Raw genomic sequence first — 20,189 nt, forward strand, 5'->3', positions numbered from 1 at the left:
GCCGGGGCTGCCATCTTCTTCACCAACGCGGTTTTCCAAATACGATTTTTTTCTAGATTACATGCTGATATGTGCATTTTCACCTTGCTACCGGCCGGGATCGGGCGCACTCGCCTCTTCCCTTTCCGGAACATGGGAATGCAGCGTACAATGCAAAATGCGAAGTCAGGTCCGCCTTCGCTTGTGCACGCAGCGCCATCTCACCGGGACTTCTTGAGCGCGATGGCGCACTGTCCGCTGGACACACAGCCATCACCGTTGGGAAGGCGGTCGTGGCATACGAATTCCAGCCCCCTCTCCTCGACCATCTGCTTGGTCAGTGAGGACACCGGGCCGTTGTAGGATACGCCGCCGGTCAGCCCTATGTGACGTATCCCTCTCTTTTCCGCCTCATCGCACGCCGCTTCTACCAGAGACTCGAGCAATGCCGCCACGAATGACAGGGACAGGTCCTCCTTTCTCCCCTTGGCCTCGGTCATCTGCCGGTAGAGGTCGGCGGTCATCACCGTGCCGTTCACCCTTTGGGCCTTGAACGGGTGGATGCGCTCCCCCGCTTCCAGCACCGGCTCCAGCTTCATGGCCGGCTCGCCGTCGTAGGTGCGCTTCCGGCACACCCCGAAGTAGCAGGACAGGGCATCCAGCACTCGGCCGAACCCCGAGCTCCCGGCGCTGGTATGCATGATCTTCCTCAGCACCTCGGCCTCGCGGTCGCTGAAGTAGCCGTTCGTTCGCCCGCTCATCTCGTCCAAGGCGAACACCAAGCGGCGGGGGTCCCGGACCGCCATCTCCCCGCCCAGCAGAGGGATCTCCTGCAGATGGGCGACGCGGTCGAACGAGTCCAGATCGGCCCGCAGGACCTCTCCGCCCCAGGCGTTGCCGTCCGAGCCGTACCCGGTGCCGTCCAGGGTGAGGGCGACGATCTCGTCGACGCCGGAATCGACCATCAGGGCGGCGGCGTGGGCCCAGTGGTGCTGCACCATCACCAGCTCGGCGTCGTAGCGTACCGCCAGCTGCTTGGCCAGTTTGCGGTTCGAGTACCCGGGGTGGAGGTCGGCCCCCACCGCCTGCACCCGGTCCACTCCCAGCAGCTTGCAGAAATGCTCGATGGCATGCCCCAGAAAATCTACCACTCGGGGAGAGTCGCCGTCCCCGATGTACTGGGTGGTGAACAGCTTTCCGTCCTTGGCCACCGCCCCGCATAGGTTCTCCTGCGCCCCCACCGCCAGGGCCTGTCCTTTCAGCTTTATGTCGATGGACGAGGGGATGTTCCCCCTGGATTTGCGTATGAAATAGGTATGCTCGCCGAAGGTCCTCAGGACGGAATCGTCGCACCGGTTGATGATCTCCCGGTCGTGCATGAGATATACCTCGGCGTTCAGCTCCAGGGCGTCAGAGTCGCGCAGCACCATCGGCTCGCCCGGAACGTTGGCCGAGGTCATGACCAGCGCGTCCTCTTCGAGGTGGCGGAACAGCAGGTGGTGCATTCCCGAGTACGGTAGGAACAGCCCCACGTTCCCCAGGCCGGGGGCGATGAGTTCGGTGATGCTGCTGTCCTTCTTCCTGACGAGCACCACCGGGCGGTGGCTGGAGGTCAGCAACTTCTTCTCGAACGCGGTCGGCTCCCCGTATCTCCGCAGGGCGTCGAGGTCCCTCACCATCACCGCAAAGGGCTTCTGGTCACGGTGGTACCATTTCCGGAGCCGAGGCAGCGTGGCCAGAGTGGCACATATGTGCATCCCCCCCCAGCTCTTGGCCACCCCGATGGCCCCGCTGCGGAGCATCTTGGCGAACTCGCCGATGGGATCGGCCGAGCTTATCGCGCTGCCATTGGCCGACAGCAGATAGTACGAAGGGCCGCAATGGGGGCACGAGATGGTCTGATGGTGAAACCGCCTGTCCGCGGGGTCGTCATACTCGTTGCGGCAGTCCGGGTCCATAGGGAAGTCCCGCATGGAGGTCTTGTCCCGGTCGTAAGGAAGATCGGCAATGACGGTGAACCTGGCGCCGCAATTGGTGCAGTTGGTGAACGGATAGAGATATCTCCGGTTCCCGGGGTCGAACATCTCCTCGACGCACTGGTCGCACACCGCGGCATCGTTCGGTATCCCTACTCCCCTGCTCCCGCCGGAGCTGTGGGTGATGCGGAACGTATCGCCGAGGTCGGAACGGTCCTCGTGCAGTTCCACTGAGTCCAGCCTCGCCAGCGGCGGGAGCTCGGCCTTGAGGCGCCGCACGAACTCCTCGGCGTCGCGGTCCACCGCGATGACCACGTCGGAGCCGTTGTTCTGCACGTACCCCCGCAGGCCCATGGACCTGGCGATGCGGTATACGGTGGGGCGGAAGCCCACTCCCTGCACGATGCCGCGGACGGTTATCCTCATGACCTTCTTTCCAATGCCCAGTAATTATAAAAAGTATCGCCAGAGAACCTATCTTTTAGATGATGCGATCGCACGCGGCCAGAGCTGACGATTGTGAACTCGGCGATCCGCGATGGCCCTTTCCTGCTGAATGCGCGGCAAACAAATAAATCCCAGGCACAGGATGAAGGCCCGTCAAGTGAGCCCCATGGCGGACAAGAGCGTAGTGAAGGACGGCCTCAAATACACGATCGACCACGAATGGGTGAAGGAGGAAGGATCCAACGTCCGCATCGGGATAACGGACCACGCGCAGCTGGAGATGACCGAGATCGTTTTCGTCGAGCTGCCCAAGGTGGGCAAGAGGTACCAGCGAGGCGAGGTCATCGGACAGGTGGAGAGCGTGAAGACCGTCGCATCCATCTACACGCCGGTGGGCGGCGAGGTGGTGGAGGCCAACCAGGAGCTGGAGAACATGACCCAGTTCATCAACGAGTCGCCGTACGATAAGGGCTGGATCGCCGTCATCAGGGTTGACGACCCTTCTTCTTTAGTAGGCCTCATGGACGCGGCGGCGTACCGCAAGGTCCTCAACGGTGGCTGAGCACTTCACATCGTCGGGAGCGGTCAGCCAGGCGTCTGGCGCTCTCCGGGAATCGCGAGGTCCCTATCGAGGATTCCGGAAAGATAGCCACATGTCGAGCTCGCTATGCCGCTGTCCGGAACGGGCGTTTGAGCATCTTTGCTTAGGCCCTTGATCATGCGTTCGTGCTCACCGGCGCGCTGGGGACTTTGCGGTGGGGTGCGAGATGTTGCAATGGAACGTCAGAATCGGTCACTTTTTATCCACCCCCTGATGGAGTTATATATCTAATGAAAAATGCTCTGCCATGGACAGGATGCAGGCTTACACACTATATGTCGACGCCAGTGGAGGGACCTCATGGCCTGCTCCATTTGGAAAAGGCGAAGACGTTTACTATGTTCAAGCTGGCGTTGCATTGACGCCTGAGCAGGATTATTTTGTACATAAGCGCCTCCCCAACATTATGGGGAAGTATCTCGGCAAGCCAGAAAAAGGAACCTTTGAGCTTATCAGTCGTAATTATCAGTCGTAATTTAGAGAGGGGTAAGGAGCCTTTTGATACGCTCGAACCGAAAGACCGTAAGGCCCGGTCTGACGATGTGATTGCCTTATTGCATGATATCAAGCCAACTCTTTTTTCAACAGTAATTAATAAAAGGAGGATAATGGAGCGATATGTAAATGCTTACGATCCGAAAAGCTATGCATTTAGGGCGATGGTCGACAGATTCACAGTAAATTTCTGACACGTACCGACTCCGTTGGATATGTCGTGATGGACCTAGAAGAATCAAGGAACGACAAGAACCTTCAACAGTTGATTCACGAATCTAGACGGCAGGGGATATCGTTAGCGGGTTGGAACTATTGGCCAACGACGAATTCATATCTGGAGAATATTATGAACACCGCGAGCTTTTTATCATCGTTCAATTCTCCTGGCCTACAACTCGCAGATTTTTGCGCTAGGAAGGTGTTTTTAACATATGAGCGAGAGAAGGGCGATGATTTCAGATTTCAGGAGACTATCCTCGCTCTTTGACATGCACGACGGAAAGAAGTGGGAGCCATCGGTTCTACCACGATAAATGGGACGGAAGGGTGGGCCATTAAGCCCAATGAACCTTTCGGTCCTCCCCTCCTCGAAGTATGCATGCGACCTCTGTGGTTAAAAACCTTTCTTAAGATCATCGAAATTATATGATGGGGCGGTAACGATCCTATTGAGGCCTCAGCGCTCCGCTGTGCTACGCTATGGATATGGAAATGGTAGCCCCGGGCGGTCCCGGGGCCTTTGAACGCCTCAGAGCCCAGCTTCCTTGAGCGTATTGGGACAGGGGCACTTCTTCCTGGCCGCGGGTATCTTCGGGAGTGTGGCGGAGATGAGCTTCCGGACCTTCTCCACGTTCTCGGCCATGACCTTGAGGACTATGCTGATGTCAACCGGCTCCTCCGCCCATACATCATAATCGGTAACGGTGGCCAGCGAGGTGTAGCACATGTCCAGCTCCCTGGCCAGCTGGCATTCCGGCACAAGGGTCATGCCGATGATGTCGGCGAACTGCCGGTACATCCTCGACTCCGCGCGGGTGCTGAACCTCGGTCCCTCGATGCAGACGTAGGTGCCTCCGACGTGGTGCGGGATCTTGAGCCGCTTGGCCTCCTTAGCGAACAGGGAGTTCAGCTCCGGGCAGAACGGGTCGGCGAGGGAGATATGGACCGTCTTGGCGCCGTCGTAGAAGGTGTAGTCGCGGCCCTTGGTGAAGTCGATGAACTGGTCCACGATGACGAGCTCGCCGGGCTTGATGTCCTCCTTGAGGGAACCCACCGCGCAGGGGGAGATGATCCTCTCCACGCCCAGCTGCTTCATGGCCCAGATATTGGCGCGGTAGTTGACCTTGTGCGGAGGGTACACGTGCCCGCTGCCGTGGCGGGGGAGGAATGCGACCTCTACACCGTCCAGCTCGCCGACCTGCAGTGCGTCGGAAGGAGCGCCGTAGGGTGTTGACAACGTTATCTTGTCCTTGATCTTGAACATCTTGGGGTCGTAGACCCCGGTCCCGCCTATGATCCCGATGCGAGGTGCCATGAGGACGGGGATTTATCAAAGAGGATTTAAATCAATCGAGCGGGCGGCCCCCCTGCGTAGACGTGAACGAGCATGTGCCTGACGTTCTATTCCCGCTCTTCATGCGATAAAGTAAGCTTTTGGAGCGGATCAGGGACCATCTGACCGCAGAGATGGCCCTCACACTGACGCTTTGGACCGAACGATGGATGCGAGGGTTTTTTATTAAGGACCAAGCATCCCAACCCGAAAGCATGGCAGTCAAGACGGAGTTGAACCCGGTCAGAGGGATCAGGACCTTCCCTGCGTTCCCCATAGTATTGGCCGTAGTGGGGAAAGAAGAAAAGAACATCATCACCATCGCGCTCGTGCATGTCTTCTCGTTCAACCCGCCCCTGGTGGGCATCGGGGTGTCCCCATGCCGGTACAGTCACGAACTGCTCCACCGCTCTCCCGATTTTACCGTCAACATACCAGGCAAGGACCTGGTGGAGGAGACCATCTTTTGCGGCGAGAAGTCCGGCAAGAACTGCGACAAGTTCATGGAGACCGGGCTCACTCCCGTGCCGGGGAAGAGGGTCGGCACACCCACCATCGCGGAGTGCATCGTCAACCTAGAATGCAAGAAGGTGCAGACCTTCGACACCGGTGACCACACCTGGTTCATCGGAGAGGTCGTCAGCGCGGACGTGATCGAGGATTTCGACCGGGAACGGGCGCTCATCTATTGGGCCGGGGAGTTCCGCACCCTTGGCGAGACCATCCGGGGACGCTGACAAGGACGTTCTATCGTGCCCGCCCAGCTCATGCGGCGGGCACTTTTCCGTCCTGAACGCGCCATCGCGCTTCAGCAGGATGGGGAAAAGGCCATATGGCCGGGGTCGGAGGACGGTTCCAGCCGTGAGGGACCGACCGGCCGCTGGGCCCTGCGGGGCGCAGGCATCGTGACAATATAATACTCACATTTTTAGAATAATGACCGAAACCTGTTTTCTCGGATCATGCGAGCGAAAGCGCAGGGTTAAAATCGAACTCCGGGCATACAATTTCGGTACCTCCGTGAGCTCGAGCAGTAAGGTCGCAGCGGTAGTGGCAGTGGTGATGGCGGGCACGCTGCTCTTCCTTCACGTCGGAGGCTGCTTTTCCAACGGCATCGAATGGAATCCCTTTGATTTTCTGCTCAACCACTCCAGCAGGGATACCGACGGCGACGGCTACCCTGACGGTGTGGATGCGTTCCCCCGCAACCCCCTGGAATGGGTCGACTCCGACAGCGACGGCATAGGCGACAATGCCGACAACTTCCCGTACGATCGAGATAACGACGGGTTCAACGACACCGTGGACCTGGTCCCTGACGCGGATGCGGGGATAAATCTCACCATTGAATCCATCTCGATATGGGATGCCGTCGACTATCTCTCTGACACTACTGCCGAGGTCTATATTCTCCTAGTGATCGACGGTGTCAACATGGGCATGCTTAACAGCTCGGGAGCGGTATGGAATTGCCCGGTCGGTTCGACAACGCTGATCAACGAGACGTTCACGTTCGATCTGGACGACGACGTCAGGAACCACACTATCGAGCTGACGATGATGGACGCTGACGTGATGGGTGACGGCGACATCCTGGACATCGACGGTACATCCCCCGCGGGCCGTACTCTGATAGTGGTCTACGACATAGTGGCGGGCACCTGGACCGGGAACGACGTCGACGGTCTGGCCAACGGGTCGGCGGACGGCACTTCCACCACCGATGACAATGATGCCGCGCTCCGCTTCGACATCACCCCGTACGTTTTTGACGAGGTCAGGCTGTTCGAGTGGACATTTGACGGGAAGGAGTACTCGCTCCAGCTGACCATCCCCTCCAGCTCGTACGCGGAATGCCTTTCCAACGGCGTCGAAAGGCAGACCCACTACGATTACGCCGATGCCAAGGCCTTCGTGACCTCGGACGATCCCATCATACTGGACCTGCTGTCGAAGCTGGAGGACATGGCGGAGGACGAGCAGTTCTCCGACCGCAAGACCGTCGATTTCGTCCTGAGCTTCTGCCAGGGCATAGAGTACTCATTGGACGATGATACGGTCGGCGTGATCGAGTACTGGCGGTTCCCGGTGGAGACGCTGTACGATCAGACAGGGGATTGCGAGGACACCTCCCTGCTGTTCGCCTCCCTGATAGAGGCCATGGGCTACGACGCGGTGATGATCATGCCCCCGGAGCACATGGCGGTCGGGGTGGCGTGGAGCACGATCCCCGGCGGCGCCTCCATCCAATACGGGGGCAAGAGCTATTATTATTGCGAGACCACCGGCGTGAATATGGTGATGGGATATTGGCCACCCGAGATCGAGGATAAGAATTGCACTATAGTCCAGGTCGAGTGAGGCCGGCGCGCGTCCAGGCACCATTTCGTCATTATCATCGATATCATTTCAAGTAATCATCTGTAAATACGTCAATCCTTCATTCTGCCGCGGTGGAGCCTTCGGAACTGGACATTGCGCCTTAATCGCTCTGTTCATTGGGAGGGCCATCGATGATATCGGCCGGTGAAATGATCCCCGGCGCATCGCAGAGGAGTTTGACATCGCATGAACAAGCACATCGCGGCAGCGGTCTCGTTAGCGTTAGCAATGGTGATAGGATTCCCGGTGATCTCGGACAGCATCCAGGCCCAGAGCTGGGTCGGTCCTCCCGGGACCCCTGCAGGGACGGGGGGCGCGGGCGCCATGGAGGTGTCCTGGGCCCCCGCCCCGGGGAGCCCCACCTATTATGTCCTGTACTGGGGAACAGTGCCGGGCACCGTGCAGGGCAGCTCCGGCAAGCTCGCCGCCACTTCCTTCGAGCTCGATTCGCTCGGGGACGATGGTCCCATTCCACCGCTGACCACCCTGTATTTCCAGGTAGGCGCGTTCTACGCGAATGCCTGCAGCTGGTGCTATTCCGGATGGTCCTGCGCTGTCACCACCGCCGGCGCGCCCGGCGCACCGACGGACCTGGCGGCCGCTTACACGAGCGAAGGCATCGCCCTGACCTGGAACGCCCCCGCCTCCGACGGAGGTGCGGGGATCACCAGCTATCTCATCAACAGGTCCACCGCCAGCGGGGAAGGCACCTACTACGACACCATGGCCCCCGGGGCCTCCTACCTCGACGAGGACGTCGAGCTCGGCCACACCTACCACTACACCGTGATCGCCAGCAATGGGTACGTCGGCTCGCCGAGCAATGAGGCGAGCGCGTCGGCGGGTCCCTTCCCCCCTTCCGCCCCCACCGGCGTGAGCGCGGCGGGCGGGCTCAGGAACGTCACCGTGACCTGGGGCCCCCCGCAGCTGGACAACGGCTCGGCCATCCTTGGTTATCGCGTTCACCTTAGCCACGGGACGACGTTCTCCCTGTCCGCGGACGCCGGCCCGGCGGCCAGCTTCGTGTTCGACGGCCTGGACAGCGGCACCGAGTACACGGTCACGGTCCAGGCATACAACGCGGCCGGGGACGGCGCGCTCAGCGCTTCGGCCACCGCCACCACGTTCACTCCTCCGGGAGCGCCGTCGGCATCGGTCTCCCTAACCGGCGGCACGGCGCGCGTCAGCTGGTCGACGCCCTCTTCCGAAGCGCCCGTGCTCGGCTACAAGCTGTACAGGGGGACCTCGTCCGGCTCCCTGGAGCTGTACCGGGTCCTCGGCGACGTCCAGCAGTACGACGACGCGGTGGCGGACCGCACCACCGGCCTCTTCTACGCGGTGGCGGCCTTCAGCGGGGCGGGCGACGGCGCCCTGAGCAACGAGGTCTCCGTTCCCCTGCCGGCCGTGCATAAGGAGGCGGCGGGCGGCACAGACCTCTGGCCGCTGCTCGTGGTGATCCTGGCCGCGATCGTCCTGGTCATCATGGCGGTCAGAAAGCTGAGGAAGAAATGATCCCGGCCAAAACCCTTTCACCTCTTCCCCCTCGCTTCGCGGGGGCGAGCCGGATCAGCCGGGAACCTGGGCCCTGCGGTAGGTCCCCAGGACCTTGACGAACGATGCCCTCCTCACCAGGTCGGTGAGCGCGTCGGCGACCGGCTTGTCGTCCACATGGCCGTCCAGGTCGACGTAGAACACGTACTCCCACTGCCTGTCCTTGCGGGGCCGGGACTCCAGCTTGGTCATGTTCACGCCCCTCTCGTCGAAGGCCCCCAGGGCCCGGTACAGGGTGCCGGGCATGTTGCGGACCGCGAACACCACCGAGGTCTTGTCCCCTTCCTTGGACAGGGCAGGGGTCTTCTGGATGACGAAGAAGCGGGTGAAGTTGCGGTCGCTGTTCTGGATGCCCTCTCTGAGCACCGTCATGCCGTACTCCTGGGCCGCCCGCCTGGAGGCGATGGCCGCCTCTTCCCTGAGGCCGTGGTCCCTGATGATGCGGACGCTGCCGGCGGTGTCGAAGGCGGGGACCTTCTCCCACTGCGGGTACTTCGCCAGGAAGGCGCGGCTCTGGCCGAGCGCTTGGGGATGGGAGTACACTCTCTTGATCTCCCTGATCTCGACGCCGGGGTGCGCGATGAGGTTCTGCACGATGGCCACGTAGGCCTCCCCCACCACGTTCAGGTCGAAGTCCAACAGAAGGTCCGAGACCGCGGATACGCTCCCCTCCAGAGAGTTCTCCACCGGGACCATGCCGTAGGCCACCCTGCCCTGGTCCACCGCCCTGAACACGCTCTCGAAGTCGGGGCAGGGCACGCTCTCGGCCTTCTCGCCGAAGAACTGCACTATGGCGTCCTCGCTGAACGCTCCCTTGACCCCCTGGAACGCCACCCTGATCATGCTCATGCCTCGAAGAAGACCTGGTGGATGGTCCTGGTGGTCTTCTCCAGGTCCTTCCCGTTCACCGTGAAGTGCAGCGCGACGGTCGACGCGCCGGCGGAGATCAGCTGTATGTTGACCCCGAGGCTCGCGACAATGGTGAACACCTTGGCCGCGACCCCTTCCCTGGTGCCGAGGCCCTCGCCCACCAGGCACAGCAGGGCGATATCCTTCACCAGCTCGATCCGGTCTATGACCCCCCTCTTCGCGCCGGCCAATGCTTTCTCCGCCCTCTTCAGCTCCCCCTCCTCGATGAGCAGGGAGATGCCCGTTTGGGACGTCGCGGCGGAATAGATATTGACGTTGGCATTGGACAGCAGCTCGGAGATCTCCAGCATGACCCCCGACCGGGAGCCCAGGCCGGCGCCGTACACCTTGAGCATGGTCATGTTGCTCATGAAGGAGATGCTCTTGACGGTCTGGGCGTTCTCCACGCCCTGGGGCCTGATGGCGCTTCCCTCCACGTGAGGCTTGAATACGTTCTTCACCCTGATGGTAATGCTCTTGGCCCTGGCTGGCTCGACCGTCCGGGGGTGCAGGACCTTGGCGCCGAAGTATGCCAGCTCGGCCGCTTCCTCGTAGGAGAGGTACCCGATCGGAACCGCTCCCGGCACTACCTTGGGGTCGGCGGACATGAACCCGTCCACGTCCTTCCATATCTCCAGGGTGTCGGCGTCGATGGCGTTGGCGATCACGCTGGCGCTGTAGTCTGTCCCGTTCCTCCCCAGGAGGGTGATGACGCCTTCCGGCCCCTTGCCGAAGAAGCCGGTCACGACCGGCACCTCCTGGCGCTTGAACATGTCGCGGATACTGGGAGCGGCGTTGACCCTGGTCCGCTCCATGTCCACGGTGGCGGAGCCGAATGTGCCGTCGGTCATGATCCCCAGCTCGTCCGCCTCCACCGGTACGGCGTTTACGCCCATGTCCTGAAGCATGGCGCTCATGACGATGACGCTCATCCTCTCCCCGAACGACTGCACCAGGTCCTTGGTGCGCGGCGTCAGCTCCTCAAGGTAGGTGATGCCGTACAGGGTCCGCTCCAGGCGGACCAGGCGCGCGTTGAGCTGGGCCACCGCCTGCTGCTTGACCGGCATGGTGGACGCCACCTCCGCCAGTATCTTGAGGTGCCGCTCCCGCAGCTCCTTGACGAACACCTGGACCTCTTCCTCCTTCCGCACCGCGGACATGAACCTCAGCAGCGAGTCGGTGATGCCCTGGATGGCCGAGACCACCACTACCTTCTCCTCCTTCTCCGCGGCCACGATCTCGCCCACGCGGAGCATGCTGGTCCCGTCCCTGAGGGAGCTGCCGCCGAACTTGAGGACCTTCATCGACCCCGTATCCTCCGGACGATCTCCCGGGGCATCCTGTCCACGCACATCTCCGCCTCGACCCTGGACATCCCCGCCCCCATGGCGATGGCGTAGGCCTTCTCGGTGGTGATGATGTCCCCCGGGGAGTGGGTATCGGTGTTGACCACCATCTTGGCGTCGACCTGGCTGGCCATGCGGTACACGTGCCCGTTGGTCATGCCGTGCGAGGGCCGGGAGGTGATCTCCAGCACCACCCCGTTGTCGGCGGCGGCCTGGGCATCCTCCAGGGTGATGAAGCCGGGGTGCGCGAGGATGTCCACGTCGGGATTGTTCACCGCCGCGCGATTGGTGCCCTTCTCCACCGGCTCCGAGATCGTTTCCCCGTGGACCACCACGAGATCGGCGCCGGCCCTCTTGGCCTTGGCCACGACCTCATCGAACCGGGAGACCGGGACGTGGGTGATCTCCACTCCCACGATGACATCGAGCCCCCATTCCCTGGCCAGCTCGGCGTCCCTGGCGCACTCCGGGACGATCCGGTCCACGTTGCTGAGGGAGGCGTGGTCCGTGAACGCGATGGCCTCGAAGTCCATGCTCGCGCATCTCCTCGCCAGTTCGATGGGGAGCAGGGCGCCGTCGCTCATCAGGGTGTGCATGTGGAGATCGATCCTCTTCATCTTCTCACTCCCCGGTGGCGCTCGGACAGCTTCTTGAAGACCTCGTCCATGGGGAGGTCGAGGTACTCGAACAGCACCATCTGGTGGTAGATCAGGTCGGCGGCCTCCCATATCTGGGACTGGCGGTCGCTGCCCTTTCCGGCTATGGCCAGCTCGCCCGCCTCCTCCACCACCTTCTTCAGCACCTTGTCCTCGTTGGAAAGGAGCTGGTTGGTGTAGCTGCCCTCCTTCGGGTTCTCCTTGCGGTCCCTGATGACCCTCCTCAGCTCGGGCACGATGGCCGCGGTGCGCTCGAGGTCGCCGTACAGGGCGTCCCCGAAGCACGAGGGGCGCTCCAGGTGGCAGGCGTTGCCGGTCTGCTTCACCCGGACGAGCAAGGTGTCGGAGTCGCAGTCGGTCTGTATCGACACGATGTCCTGGACATGGCCCGATTCCTCGCCTTTCATCCACAGCCTCTTGCGGGAGCGGGACCAGAAGTGGGTCCGCCCCGTCTTCAGCATGAGGTCGTACGCCTCCTGGTTGGCCCATGCCATCATGAGGACCTCGTTGGTCCCGGCATCCTGAACGATCACGGGAATGAGGCCGTCGGCGTTGAACTTGAAGGGAAGGGTCATCGGACCAGCACCCCCCGGTCCCTCAGGTAATTCTTCACGTCGGCCACCGTGTAGGTCCCATAGTGAAATATCGACGCGGCCAGGGCGGCGGAGGCGTTGGTCTCCTGGAACACCTGGTATATGTGCTCCGGGCTCCCCACCCCGCCCGAGGCGATGACCGGTATGTTGACGGAGTCGGCCACCAGCTGGGTGAGCTTGACGTCGTAGCCCTGGGTGGTGCCGTCGGCATCCATGCTGGTGAGCAGGATCTCCCCGGCCCCGCGGTCCTCGGCCTCGTAGGCCCAGTCGGCCGCATCAAGCTCGGTGCGCTGCCTTCCCCCGTGCGTATACACCTTCCACCTACCTCCCTCGCGCTTGGCGTCTATCGCCACCACCACGCACTGCCTCCCGAAGTCCTCGGCGCAGGCGGTGATGAGGTTGGGGTCGTGCACCGCGGCGGTGTTCACCGAGACCTTGTCGGCGCCGGCGTTCAGAGCGAGGCGCATGTCCTCCTTGGTGCGGATGCCCCCGCCCACGGTCAGGGGTACGAACATTCTCTCGGCGGTCTTCTCCACCACATCCAGCAGGGTCTTCCTGGCGTCGGAGGACGCGGTGATGTCCAGGAACACGATCTCGTCGGCCCCCTGCTTCTCGTACGCCTCCGCGAGGTCGGGCGGGTACCCGATCCCGCTGAGGTTCTGGAACTTGACGCCCTTGACCACCTTTCCCTCGGTGACGTCGAGGCAGGGGATGATGCGCTTGGTGAGCATGCTCATGCGCTCCTGAACTTCACGGCGTCCTTGGTACTGAGCACGTTCTGCCTCGGCACCACCGATCTCTTCAGCGCGGTCCCCAGGGCCTTGAACGACGCCTCCACTATGTGGTGCTCGTCGATCCCGCGGTGCAGCATTATGTGTACCGTGATCCCCGAGGACATGGCGAAGGAGCGGAAAAAGTGCAAGTACAGGACGTCAGGGCAATCGGCGTCGCAGTAGGGGCGATCGATGATGTCCACCGCCGCGGTCACCAGGGCGTCGTCCATGGGGACCATTGCCGACGCCATGCGCTCCACCGGCTGGTCGCCGAGGGCCTGGCGGAACGCGGAGCCCAGCGCTATCGCGACATCCTCGACCAGGTGGTGCTGGTTGTCGCCCGTCGCTTCGACCGTCAGGTCGAACCCGGCATAGCGGGTGAGGGTCTCCAGCATGTGGCGGAGGAACTGATCGTCGATGTCGATCTTGGCGGCCCCGCCCCCGTCGATGTTCAGCTTCAGGGAGATGTCGGTCTCCCTGGTCTTCCGGGCGACCTTGGCCTCGCGCATCACTTCTTCCCCCATACCTGCTCGGGCTGAATGATGTTGACGTACAACGCCAGGCCCACTACGGCCGAGGGGATGCCGATGCTCTCCAGGGCCTCGAGGTCCTCCATGGTGGTGACGCCGCCCGAGGCGGTCACCGGGTGGGGGCACATGTCCGCGAACGAGCGTATCTCGTCCAGGTCGATGCCCGCGGCCTTCCCCTCCACGTTGACGTTGGTGTGCAGCACCCCCGCCAGGGGCAGTCCGGCGGTGGCGGCGAGGATGTCCTTCAGCTTCTTTTCCGACGATTCGCGCCATCCCCTCATCTGGATCTTCCCGTCCCTGATGTCCAGGGCCAGCATGATCTTGTTGTAGTTGGAGCGCACCAGGTCGGCGAACCACTCGGGGTCGGTGATGGCCCTGGTGCCCACGACCACTCTCGCGGCGCCCAGGTTCAGCAAGGTCTCCGCGGCCTCGGTGGTGCGGATGCCCCCGCCCACTTGCAGGGGGACCTTCACCTTGGCCATGATGGAGGTGATGGCGTTGAAGTTGTCACCCCGCCCCATGGCGGCGTTCAGGTCCACCACGTGAATGGCCGGGGCCCCTTTCTTCTCCCAGTCGAGGGCGACCTCGCGGGGGTTGTGGAGCGAGACCTTCTCTGTTCCCGGTCTCCCGCCTACGAGCTGAACGACCTTGCCGTCCAATAAGTCAACTGCCGGTAATACGATCATAGTTTAGCCTCGATGAACTTGACGAAGTTTCGGAGGAACACCGCTCCCGAAGCGCTGCTCTTCTCCGGGTGGAATTGCACTCCGAGCACATTCTTTTTTCTGAAGGCGGAGGGGAACTCCCCGAAGTAGTCGGTGGTCGCCACCGCCACGTTCTCCGCCGGGCCGCCGTGGTAGGAGTGGGCGAAGTAGAAGTACGGCGACTCCACCCCCTCGAAGGCGCTGTCCTGGGAGACCACCCGGTTCCATCCCATGTGGGGGACCCTCTCGGCCTGGAGCTTTACGACCTTTCCCTTCATGAACCCCAGGCCCGGGGACGCCCCCTCCTCGCTCTCCTCGAACAGGATCTGCGCGCCTATGCATATGCCCAGGCAGGGGGTGCCCGCGTTGAGGCGGTCCACGATGATGTCCCTGTAGGGGAGCAGCTTCTGCATGCAGCTGTCGAAGGCCCCCACGCCGGGGAACACGATGACCTCGGCGTCCAGGAGGCTCCTCATGTTGGTCTCGATGACCGGCCTCGCGCCGGCCAGCTCAAGGGCCTTGCGGATGGAGTGCAGGTTCCCCACGCCGTAGTCGGCGATGGCCACCCTGACCTTGGGCCGCTGCCCGATGCGGTAGGAGTCGTTCTCCTCGGGGTACTTGACCGAGCGCCGTACGTTCACCATTCCTCCATCACCTCCTTCAGCTTCGTCAGCAGCAGCCGGTTCAGCTCCTCCGTTCCCACGGTGGTGCGGACGCAGTCCTCCAGCAGTCGGAGCTTGCCGAAGTCCCGGATCAGCACGCCCTTGGCGGCGAGGCGGGATACGAGATCGGAGGACGGCACCGGGCTCTTGAACAGGATGAAGTTGCTGGCAGAGGGGAACACCTTGAACCCCAGGGCGCGGAGGCCGTCGGACAAAGCGTCCCTCTGCTCGTTGACCAGCTTCACTCCCTCCTCGACGTACCGGGGGTTCTCCAGGGCGGCGATGGCGGCGGCCTCGCTGACCCTGTTGAGCGAATAAGGTATCTTGACCCTCTGCAGCTGATCGGCCATCTTGAGATTGGAGGCCATGTAGCCGATCCTGAGGCCGGCGAGGCCGTAGGCCTTGGAGAAGGTCCTGGTAACGATGAGGTTCTCGTAATCATCCACCAGAGGCATGAAGCTCTCCTTGGCGAACTCGCCGTAGGCCTCGTCCACTACGACGGGACCGTCATGCTCTCGTATGACCTTCTCCACGTCGCGGTGGTCGAAGGTGTTGGCGGTGGGGTTGTTGGGAGTGCACAGGATGATGACCTTGCTCTTCTCCTTCAGCAGCGCGTCGGGGTCCAGCTCGAACCCGGGGGCCAGGTCCGCCGTGACCGATCTCCCGCCGTTGATCTTGACGAAGAAGCTGTGCAGCACGTAGGACGGGTATGGCGTCGCCACCGTTTCCCCCGGCTCCATGAACGACTTGAACACCACGTCCAGCATCTCGTCAGAGCCGTTGCCGACCACGAAGTTGTCCTCGTGCAGGCCGTATTTCCGGGCCAGCGCCCTTCGAAGCCCGTCGGAATACGGGGCGGGGTACTGGTTCAGGTCCATTTCCCGGCACTTGTTCAGGACCTCGTCGAGGCAGGTGTTGGGGCCGAGGACGTTGATGGAGGTGTCCATGCGGATGGCCTTCACCTTGGGGTTGTAATATAGAGGAATATCCTTCAGCGATGCGCGGACCCAGCTGTCCTTCATCATATCACCTACGGCACCATGCGGTCGATGGGCATGATGAGAATGCCCGTGGCCCCGAGCCGCTTGAGCTTGTTCACCGAATCATAGATCTTGGATTTGTCCACCACCACGTGGATCGCCACCACGTCATCCCGCCCCACGATGTTCATGATGGTGGGGCCGGCGATCCCGGGGAGGAACTTCCTGATGTCGTCGAGGGCGGTCACCGGCACGTCGGCCATGAGGTATTTCTTGTCCTCGGCGTCGGCCACGCTCCGGAGCGCGGAGGCGAGATCGCGCATCTCCTCGCCCTTTTCTTCCAGAGACCTCTTGGAGGCGATGACCACCGCCTCCGACTCGGCGATGACGGCGATCTCCTTCAGGTGGTTGGTCTTAAGCGTACTTCCGCTGGACACCAGGTCCACGATGAGGTCCGCCACCCCCAGCCGGGGAGTGACCTCGGCCGCGCCGGATATGACGGTGATGTCCACCTTCTTGCCGAGCTTGGCGAAATACTTCCTGGCCATGTTGGGGAAGGAAGTGGCCACTAGGGCGCCGTCCGGGACGTCCTCCGCCTCCTCCATCCCCGCTTCCTCGGGCACCGCCACGGAAAGGCGGCATCGCCCGAAGCCCATGTCCAGCATCACTTCCACGTCCAGCCCGGACTCCAGCACCAGGTCCCTGCCGGTGATGCCCATGTCCACCGCGCCCTTGTGCACGAAACTTACGATGTCAGAGGCTCTCAGGAACATTACCGAGAAGTCCCCGTTCTTGACGGTGGCGTAGAGCTTGCGCTCGACCCCGTCCTCGATCTCCAAGCCCGCTTGCTTCAGGATCTGCAGCGATCTTTCGTTGAGCCGTCCCTTGTTCGGCACGGCCAGTTTGATGGACATTGCTTTTCCCTCTCGCTCGGCATGGTGATAACCGGACCCCATAATTAACATATGGGCAAAACTCGCCGTCCACCCCGCTCTGGACGGCCCCGCCCCGGCGGTCTGGCTCGCGATCTCCTCCCCCTCTTTCCGCGCCGCGCGCCCAGATCTTGGCGGCCTCGGTCCGCTGTCATTCCCAGCTGTCCCGCGTCAGGATGCGCTCCCTTCGAGGAAATTTCGGGCAAGCGCTTTAGTAACGCGCGGTCCAAGGAACGGTCCAAGGAAGCTAGGACATCAAAGGAGGGTTCGAGATGGGCGGAAGCGTCGAGCGGTTCAAGATCGAGGTGCCCCAGGAGGTGTTGGATGACCTATCAGAACGTCTTGGCAGGACCAGATGGCCCGACGACCTGGAGGGGGCGGGATGGAAGTACGGGGCGAACCTGGAGTACATGAAGGACCTGGTGCGGTACTGGCGGGAAGAGTACGATTGGCGCAGGCATGAGGCCGAGATCAACGCCTTCGACCACTTCATGGCCGATGCTGGAGGGACCAGGGTGCATTTCATACATCAGAGAGGGAAGGGAGAGGGCAGCGTCCCTCTTCTGCTGGTACACGGGTGGCCCGATTCCTTCTATCGCTATCACAAGGTCATCCCCCTGCTGACCGGCCAGGCCGGGGCCCCCGGCGCTGCCTTCGATGTGGTGGTGCCGTCCATCCCCGGGTTCGGCTTCTCCGAGCGAAAGGCCCTCGCCCCGCGCGCCGCCGCCGAGCTGCTAAATGAACTGATGACCGATGTCCTCGGGTACGATCGTTACATGGCCGCGGGCGGGGACATGGGAGCAATCATCGTCAGGTCGCTCTCGCTCGATCACTCCGACAGGCTGGTGGCCGCTCACTATACGGATGTGGGCTACCCGGACGCTAGTACCGACTTCTCGTCCCTGTCGCCTGCTGAGAGGGAGTACTCCCAGTTCATCCAGGGGTGGTGGATGGAGCAGGGGGCTTTCAACATGGTCCAGTCCACCAAGCCCCAGAGCCTGGCGTACGGCCTGAGCGATTCGCCGGCGGGCCTGGCAGGGTGGCTCATCAACTTCTTCGCCATGATGGAGCCAGGGGAGGAGATAGAGAAGCGCATCCCCCGGGACGAGATCCTGACCAACATAATGATCTACTGGGTCACCGGGACCATCAACCCCTCGATGCGCATATATTACGAGGCCGCTCATGATCCCGGGCCGGCCAAAGGGCGCGGCGAGGTGCCGGCCGCGGTGGCACACGGGCCCATGGACGGCCCCCTTCCCAGGGAGTGGGCCGAGCGCAGGGTGAACCTGAAGCGCTTCACCGAGCTCCCCAGGGGCGGCCACTTCCTGGCCTGGGAGGAGCCTGAGCAGTTCGCCTGGGATGTGCGGGAGTCGGCGGAGACGATGGGGGCGAGGAAGATCATGGCCGGCCATGCCGGACGGTGAGAGCGGCGGCCAGCGCCATCCTTGTTCCGGGGCGCCGTTGGACCCCGTCGCGATCGTATGATGGAAAAAGATCCGCCAGCAGCGGGCCGGCCGCCGGGCACGGTAGGAGGCCAGGCCCGGCCTTCTGATTATCGAAGAATATACCAGAAATCTATAAAGCGTGAATAAGTCATATTCGGGCCTCGGGGATGCTTTGAAAGTTCTGTTAGCTACTCCGCCGTGGAAGTCCACCGAGTTGTGGCCGCCTCTGGGTCTGTTATATCTTGCCGGTTCCCTGAAAAGGTCCCGCGGCGACGAGGTAGTGGTGGTGGACGCCTTCTGCGAGAACCTCACCAAGGAGGAGTTCCTCGACCGCGTGGAGAGGGAGCGGCCAGACATGCTGGGCATGAACTGCTCCACCCACACCTTCATCGCTACCATGGACGTGCTGCAGGAAGCTCACCGGAGGTTCCCGAGCATGCTCATCATCCTGGGCGGCTATCACGCCACCTTCGCGCCCAAGGAGATCCTCCGCGATTACCGCTTCATCGACTATATCATCAAGGGGGAGGCCGAGTTCTCGCTCCCGAAGCTGCTGGACCATCTGGACAAGGGCACCGATCCGGCGGACGTCGAGGGCGTGGCGTACCTCACCCCCGAGGGCGCGCTGGTGGAGAACCCTCTCTCCCTGGTGGAGGACCTCGACTCCCTGCCCTTCCCTGACCGCTCCCTGCTGGACAAGGTCAACTACGGCTACTACTTCCAGGGGATACCGCTGACCTTCGGGAAGTTCACCACCATATCCACGTCCCGGGGCTGCCCCTTCTCCTGCTCCTATTGCTCCTGCGCCGCCTTCTCGGAGCGCAAATGGCGGCACCGCTCCGCCAAGAACGTGGTGGACGAGCTGGAGATGCTGTATGAGCAGGGGTACCGCGAGTGCGTGTTCGTGGACGACAATTTCACCCACAATGTGGCCAGGGTGGAGGAGATCTGCGGCCTCATCCGGCAGCGCGGCATCAAGATGAAGTTCTACTGCGAGGGGAGGGTCAGCCACTCGTCCCTGCCCATGTTCGAGCAGATGAAGGCGGCAGGGTTCAACGTCATCTACTTCGGAGCGGAGTCGGCGTCCCCCCACGTGCTGGAATATTACAACAAGAAACAGACGGCCGAGAGGACCGCCGAGGCGGTGGCCAACGCCAAGAAGGCCGGCATGCTGGTGATATGCTCTTACATAATCGGGGCGCCGGTGGAATCGAAGGAGGACATCAAGGCGACCATACAGCTTTCCCAGTCCATGCGGCCCCATGGGGTCCAGTACAACATCCTCGACTATCTCCTCGGCACGCCGCTGTGGCACGACATGAGCGAGAAAGGAGTAGTGGGGGCGGAGGATTGGAAGACCAACCACCGCGTGTACGAGTATTTCCCGGAAAACGCCAGCAGGGAGGATCTGGAATCGCTGGTGAACGAGGGTTATGGCTCCTTCATAGGCGCATGGAAGAGCATGGACGGGCTGCTGGAGCTCCTGCGCGTGATACTGGTCAACTCCACCGCCCGGGAGGTAATATTCGGAAACCTCACCAACCCCGCCGCGCGCAAGGCCATCACCAACGGGATCAAGACATTTTGACGCCGGACCGGGACCGGCCCCGTGGGGGCGGGGAGGGGCACGGCCCCCGGCCTCTTTTTCTCATCTACCTCCATGGGTGAAC

Annotated in this window: 19 protein-coding genes; 7 read left to right on the forward strand and 12 right to left on the reverse strand. The window is 62.1% G+C overall.

The window, feature by feature from the left end:
- Nucleotides 1-200 precede the first annotated feature (200 nt).
- Nucleotides 201-2,381 (reverse strand): carbamoyltransferase HypF, encoded by a 2,181-nt coding sequence (gene hypF / locus WYS_RS01980; RefSeq protein ID WP_019176478.1) that lies wholly within the window; start codon nt 2,379-2,381, stop codon nt 201-203.
- A gap of 187 nt (nt 2,382-2,568) precedes the next feature.
- Here hypF and gcvH point away from each other — a divergent pair, with 187 nt between their 5' ends.
- A complete protein-coding gene (gcvH, locus tag WYS_RS01985; protein WP_049796223.1) occupies nt 2,569-2,964 on the forward strand; it encodes a glycine cleavage system protein GcvH in 396 nt (131 codons plus the stop codon).
- Between the two features lie 286 nt (nt 2,965-3,250).
- Nucleotides 3,251-3,478, forward strand: a complete 228-nt coding sequence (locus WYS_RS01990) for a hypothetical protein (protein WP_019176480.1) — start codon at nt 3,251-3,253, stop codon at nt 3,476-3,478.
- Nucleotides 3,479-4,249: 771 nt separating this feature from the next.
- Here the strand turns inward: WYS_RS01990 and WYS_RS02000 are convergent.
- Nucleotides 4,250-5,035: an S-methyl-5'-thioadenosine phosphorylase gene (locus WYS_RS02000; RefSeq protein ID WP_019176482.1), complete on the reverse strand. Its 786-nt coding sequence runs from the start codon at nt 5,033-5,035 to the stop codon at nt 4,250-4,252.
- Between the two features lie 233 nt (nt 5,036-5,268).
- Here WYS_RS02000 and WYS_RS14005 point away from each other — a divergent pair, with 233 nt between their 5' ends.
- The 3 genes from WYS_RS14005 to WYS_RS02020 all read left to right on the forward strand — a co-directional run bounded on the left by WYS_RS14005 (nt 5,269) and on the right by WYS_RS02020 (nt 8,947).
- Entirely contained in the window at nt 5,269-5,790 is a 522-nt protein-coding gene (locus WYS_RS14005; protein WP_019176483.1) for a flavin reductase family protein, read from the forward strand.
- Between the two features lie 283 nt (nt 5,791-6,073).
- Nucleotides 6,074-7,414: a hypothetical protein gene (locus tag WYS_RS02015; RefSeq protein ID WP_019176484.1), complete on the forward strand. Its 1,341-nt coding sequence runs from the start codon at nt 6,074-6,076 to the stop codon at nt 7,412-7,414.
- Nucleotides 7,415-7,621: 207 nt separating this feature from the next.
- Nucleotides 7,622-8,947, forward strand: coding sequence for a fibronectin type III domain-containing protein (locus WYS_RS02020; RefSeq protein ID WP_147654505.1), 1,326 nt, complete (start codon nt 7,622-7,624; stop codon nt 8,945-8,947).
- Between the two features lie 54 nt (nt 8,948-9,001).
- Here WYS_RS02020 and pheA read toward each other — a convergent pair whose 3' ends face one another.
- The 10 genes from pheA to hisG are packed head-to-tail and all read right to left on the reverse strand — an operon-like array spanning nt 9,002 to nt 17,053.
- Nucleotides 9,002-9,829: a prephenate dehydratase gene (gene pheA, locus WYS_RS02025; protein ID WP_201798868.1), complete on the reverse strand. Its 828-nt coding sequence runs from the start codon at nt 9,827-9,829 to the stop codon at nt 9,002-9,004.
- Nucleotides 9,830-9,831: 2 nt separating this feature from the next.
- The gene (locus WYS_RS02030; RefSeq protein WP_019176487.1) at nt 9,832-11,199 is read right to left on the reverse strand and encodes an aspartate kinase; all 1,368 of its coding nucleotides are present in this window, start codon (nt 11,197-11,199) and stop codon (nt 9,832-9,834) included.
- Nucleotides 11,196-11,858, reverse strand: coding sequence for a histidinol phosphate phosphatase domain-containing protein (locus tag WYS_RS02035; RefSeq protein ID WP_019176488.1), 663 nt, complete (start codon nt 11,856-11,858; stop codon nt 11,196-11,198). The genes WYS_RS02030 and WYS_RS02035 overlap by 4 nt, the downstream gene beginning before the upstream one ends.
- Nucleotides 11,855-12,472, reverse strand: coding sequence for a bifunctional phosphoribosyl-AMP cyclohydrolase/phosphoribosyl-ATP diphosphatase HisIE (gene hisIE / locus WYS_RS02040; RefSeq protein WP_019176489.1), 618 nt, complete (start codon nt 12,470-12,472; stop codon nt 11,855-11,857). The genes WYS_RS02035 and hisIE overlap by 4 nt, the downstream gene beginning before the upstream one ends.
- Nucleotides 12,469-13,221 (reverse strand): imidazole glycerol phosphate synthase subunit HisF, encoded by a 753-nt coding sequence (gene hisF / locus WYS_RS02045; RefSeq protein WP_026068713.1) that lies wholly within the window; start codon nt 13,219-13,221, stop codon nt 12,469-12,471. Before hisF ends, hisIE begins: the two co-directional genes overlap by 4 nt.
- Nucleotides 13,222-13,223: 2 nt before the next feature.
- Complete coding sequence (locus WYS_RS02050; RefSeq protein ID WP_019176491.1) at nt 13,224-13,772, reverse strand: imidazoleglycerol-phosphate dehydratase; 549 nt, start codon at nt 13,770-13,772, stop codon at nt 13,224-13,226.
- Nucleotides 13,772-14,479, reverse strand: coding sequence for a 1-(5-phosphoribosyl)-5-[(5-phosphoribosylamino)methylideneamino]imidazole-4-carboxamide isomerase (locus tag WYS_RS02055; RefSeq protein ID WP_026068714.1), 708 nt, complete (start codon nt 14,477-14,479; stop codon nt 13,772-13,774). The genes WYS_RS02050 and WYS_RS02055 overlap by 1 nt, the downstream gene beginning before the upstream one ends.
- Nucleotides 14,476-15,141 carry an imidazole glycerol phosphate synthase subunit HisH gene (hisH, locus tag WYS_RS02060; RefSeq protein ID WP_019176493.1) on the reverse strand — a complete coding sequence of 222 codons (666 nt, stop codon included), beginning with the start codon at nt 15,139-15,141 and terminating at the stop codon, nt 14,476-14,478. Before hisH ends, WYS_RS02055 begins: the two co-directional genes overlap by 4 nt.
- Entirely contained in the window at nt 15,135-16,181 is a 1,047-nt protein-coding gene (hisC, locus tag WYS_RS02065) for a histidinol-phosphate transaminase (RefSeq protein ID WP_147654506.1), read from the reverse strand. The genes hisH and hisC overlap by 7 nt, the downstream gene beginning before the upstream one ends.
- An 8-nt stretch (nt 16,182-16,189) precedes the next feature.
- A complete protein-coding gene (gene hisG, locus WYS_RS02070) occupies nt 16,190-17,053 on the reverse strand; it encodes an ATP phosphoribosyltransferase (RefSeq protein WP_019176495.1) in 864 nt (287 codons plus the stop codon).
- A gap of 290 nt (nt 17,054-17,343) precedes the next feature.
- Between hisG and WYS_RS02075 the strand changes: the two genes are divergently transcribed.
- A complete protein-coding gene (locus WYS_RS02075; RefSeq protein ID WP_019176496.1) occupies nt 17,344-18,498 on the forward strand; it encodes an epoxide hydrolase family protein in 1,155 nt (384 codons plus the stop codon).
- A 235-nt stretch (nt 18,499-18,733) separates the two neighbouring features.
- Nucleotides 18,734-20,107 carry a B12-binding domain-containing radical SAM protein gene (locus WYS_RS02080; RefSeq protein WP_019176497.1) on the forward strand — a complete coding sequence of 458 codons (1,374 nt, stop codon included), beginning with the start codon at nt 18,734-18,736 and terminating at the stop codon, nt 20,105-20,107.
- Nucleotides 20,108-20,189: the final 82 nt, after the last annotated feature.

The organism is Methanomassiliicoccus luminyensis B10 (genome assembly GCF_000308215.1).
In the GTDB taxonomy this organism is placed as follows: domain Archaea; phylum Thermoplasmatota; class Thermoplasmata; order Methanomassiliicoccales; family Methanomassiliicoccaceae; genus Methanomassiliicoccus; species Methanomassiliicoccus luminyensis.

What these genes read in the sequence shown, in the direction of transcription:
- WYS_RS02050 (WP_019176491.1), bottom strand. Translation starts at nt 13,772, where the DNA reads ATGCGCGAGGCCAAGGTCGCCCGGAAGACCAGGGAGACCGACATCTCC.
- hisG (WP_019176495.1), bottom strand. Translation starts at nt 17,053, where the DNA reads ATGTCCATCAAACTGGCCGTGCCGAACAAGGGACGGCTCAACGAAAGA.
- WYS_RS02000 (WP_019176482.1), bottom strand. Translation starts at nt 5,035, where the DNA reads ATGGCACCTCGCATCGGGATCATAGGCGGGACCGGGGTCTACGACCCC.
- WYS_RS02020 (WP_147654505.1), top strand. Translation starts at nt 7,622, where the DNA reads ATGAACAAGCACATCGCGGCAGCGGTCTCGTTAGCGTTAGCAATGGTG.
- WYS_RS02055 (WP_026068714.1), bottom strand. Translation starts at nt 14,479, where the DNA reads ATGATCGTATTACCGGCAGTTGACTTATTGGACGGCAAGGTCGTTCAG.
- hisF (WP_026068713.1), bottom strand. Translation starts at nt 13,221, where the DNA reads ATGCTCACCAAGCGCATCATCCCCTGCCTCGACGTCACCGAGGGAAAG.
- WYS_RS01990 (WP_019176480.1), top strand. Translation starts at nt 3,251, where the DNA reads ATGGACAGGATGCAGGCTTACACACTATATGTCGACGCCAGTGGAGGG.
- hypF (WP_019176478.1), bottom strand. Translation starts at nt 2,381, where the DNA reads ATGAGGATAACCGTCCGCGGCATCGTGCAGGGAGTGGGCTTCCGCCCC.
- WYS_RS02035 (WP_019176488.1), bottom strand. Translation starts at nt 11,858, where the DNA reads ATGAAGAGGATCGATCTCCACATGCACACCCTGATGAGCGACGGCGCC.
- pheA (WP_201798868.1), bottom strand. Translation starts at nt 9,829, where the DNA reads ATGATCAGGGTGGCGTTCCAGGGGGTCAAGGGAGCGTTCAGCGAGGAC.
- hisIE (WP_019176489.1), bottom strand. Translation starts at nt 12,472, where the DNA reads ATGACCCTTCCCTTCAAGTTCAACGCCGACGGCCTCATTCCCGTGATC.
- gcvH (WP_049796223.1), top strand. Translation starts at nt 2,569, where the DNA reads ATGGCGGACAAGAGCGTAGTGAAGGACGGCCTCAAATACACGATCGAC.
- WYS_RS02075 (WP_019176496.1), top strand. Translation starts at nt 17,344, where the DNA reads ATGGGCGGAAGCGTCGAGCGGTTCAAGATCGAGGTGCCCCAGGAGGTG.
- hisH (WP_019176493.1), bottom strand. Translation starts at nt 15,141, where the DNA reads ATGGTGAACGTACGGCGCTCGGTCAAGTACCCCGAGGAGAACGACTCC.
- WYS_RS14005 (WP_019176483.1), top strand. Translation starts at nt 5,269, where the DNA reads ATGGCAGTCAAGACGGAGTTGAACCCGGTCAGAGGGATCAGGACCTTC.
- WYS_RS02030 (WP_019176487.1), bottom strand. Translation starts at nt 11,199, where the DNA reads ATGAAGGTCCTCAAGTTCGGCGGCAGCTCCCTCAGGGACGGGACCAGC.
- hisC (WP_147654506.1), bottom strand. Translation starts at nt 16,181, where the DNA reads ATGAAGGACAGCTGGGTCCGCGCATCGCTGAAGGATATTCCTCTATAT.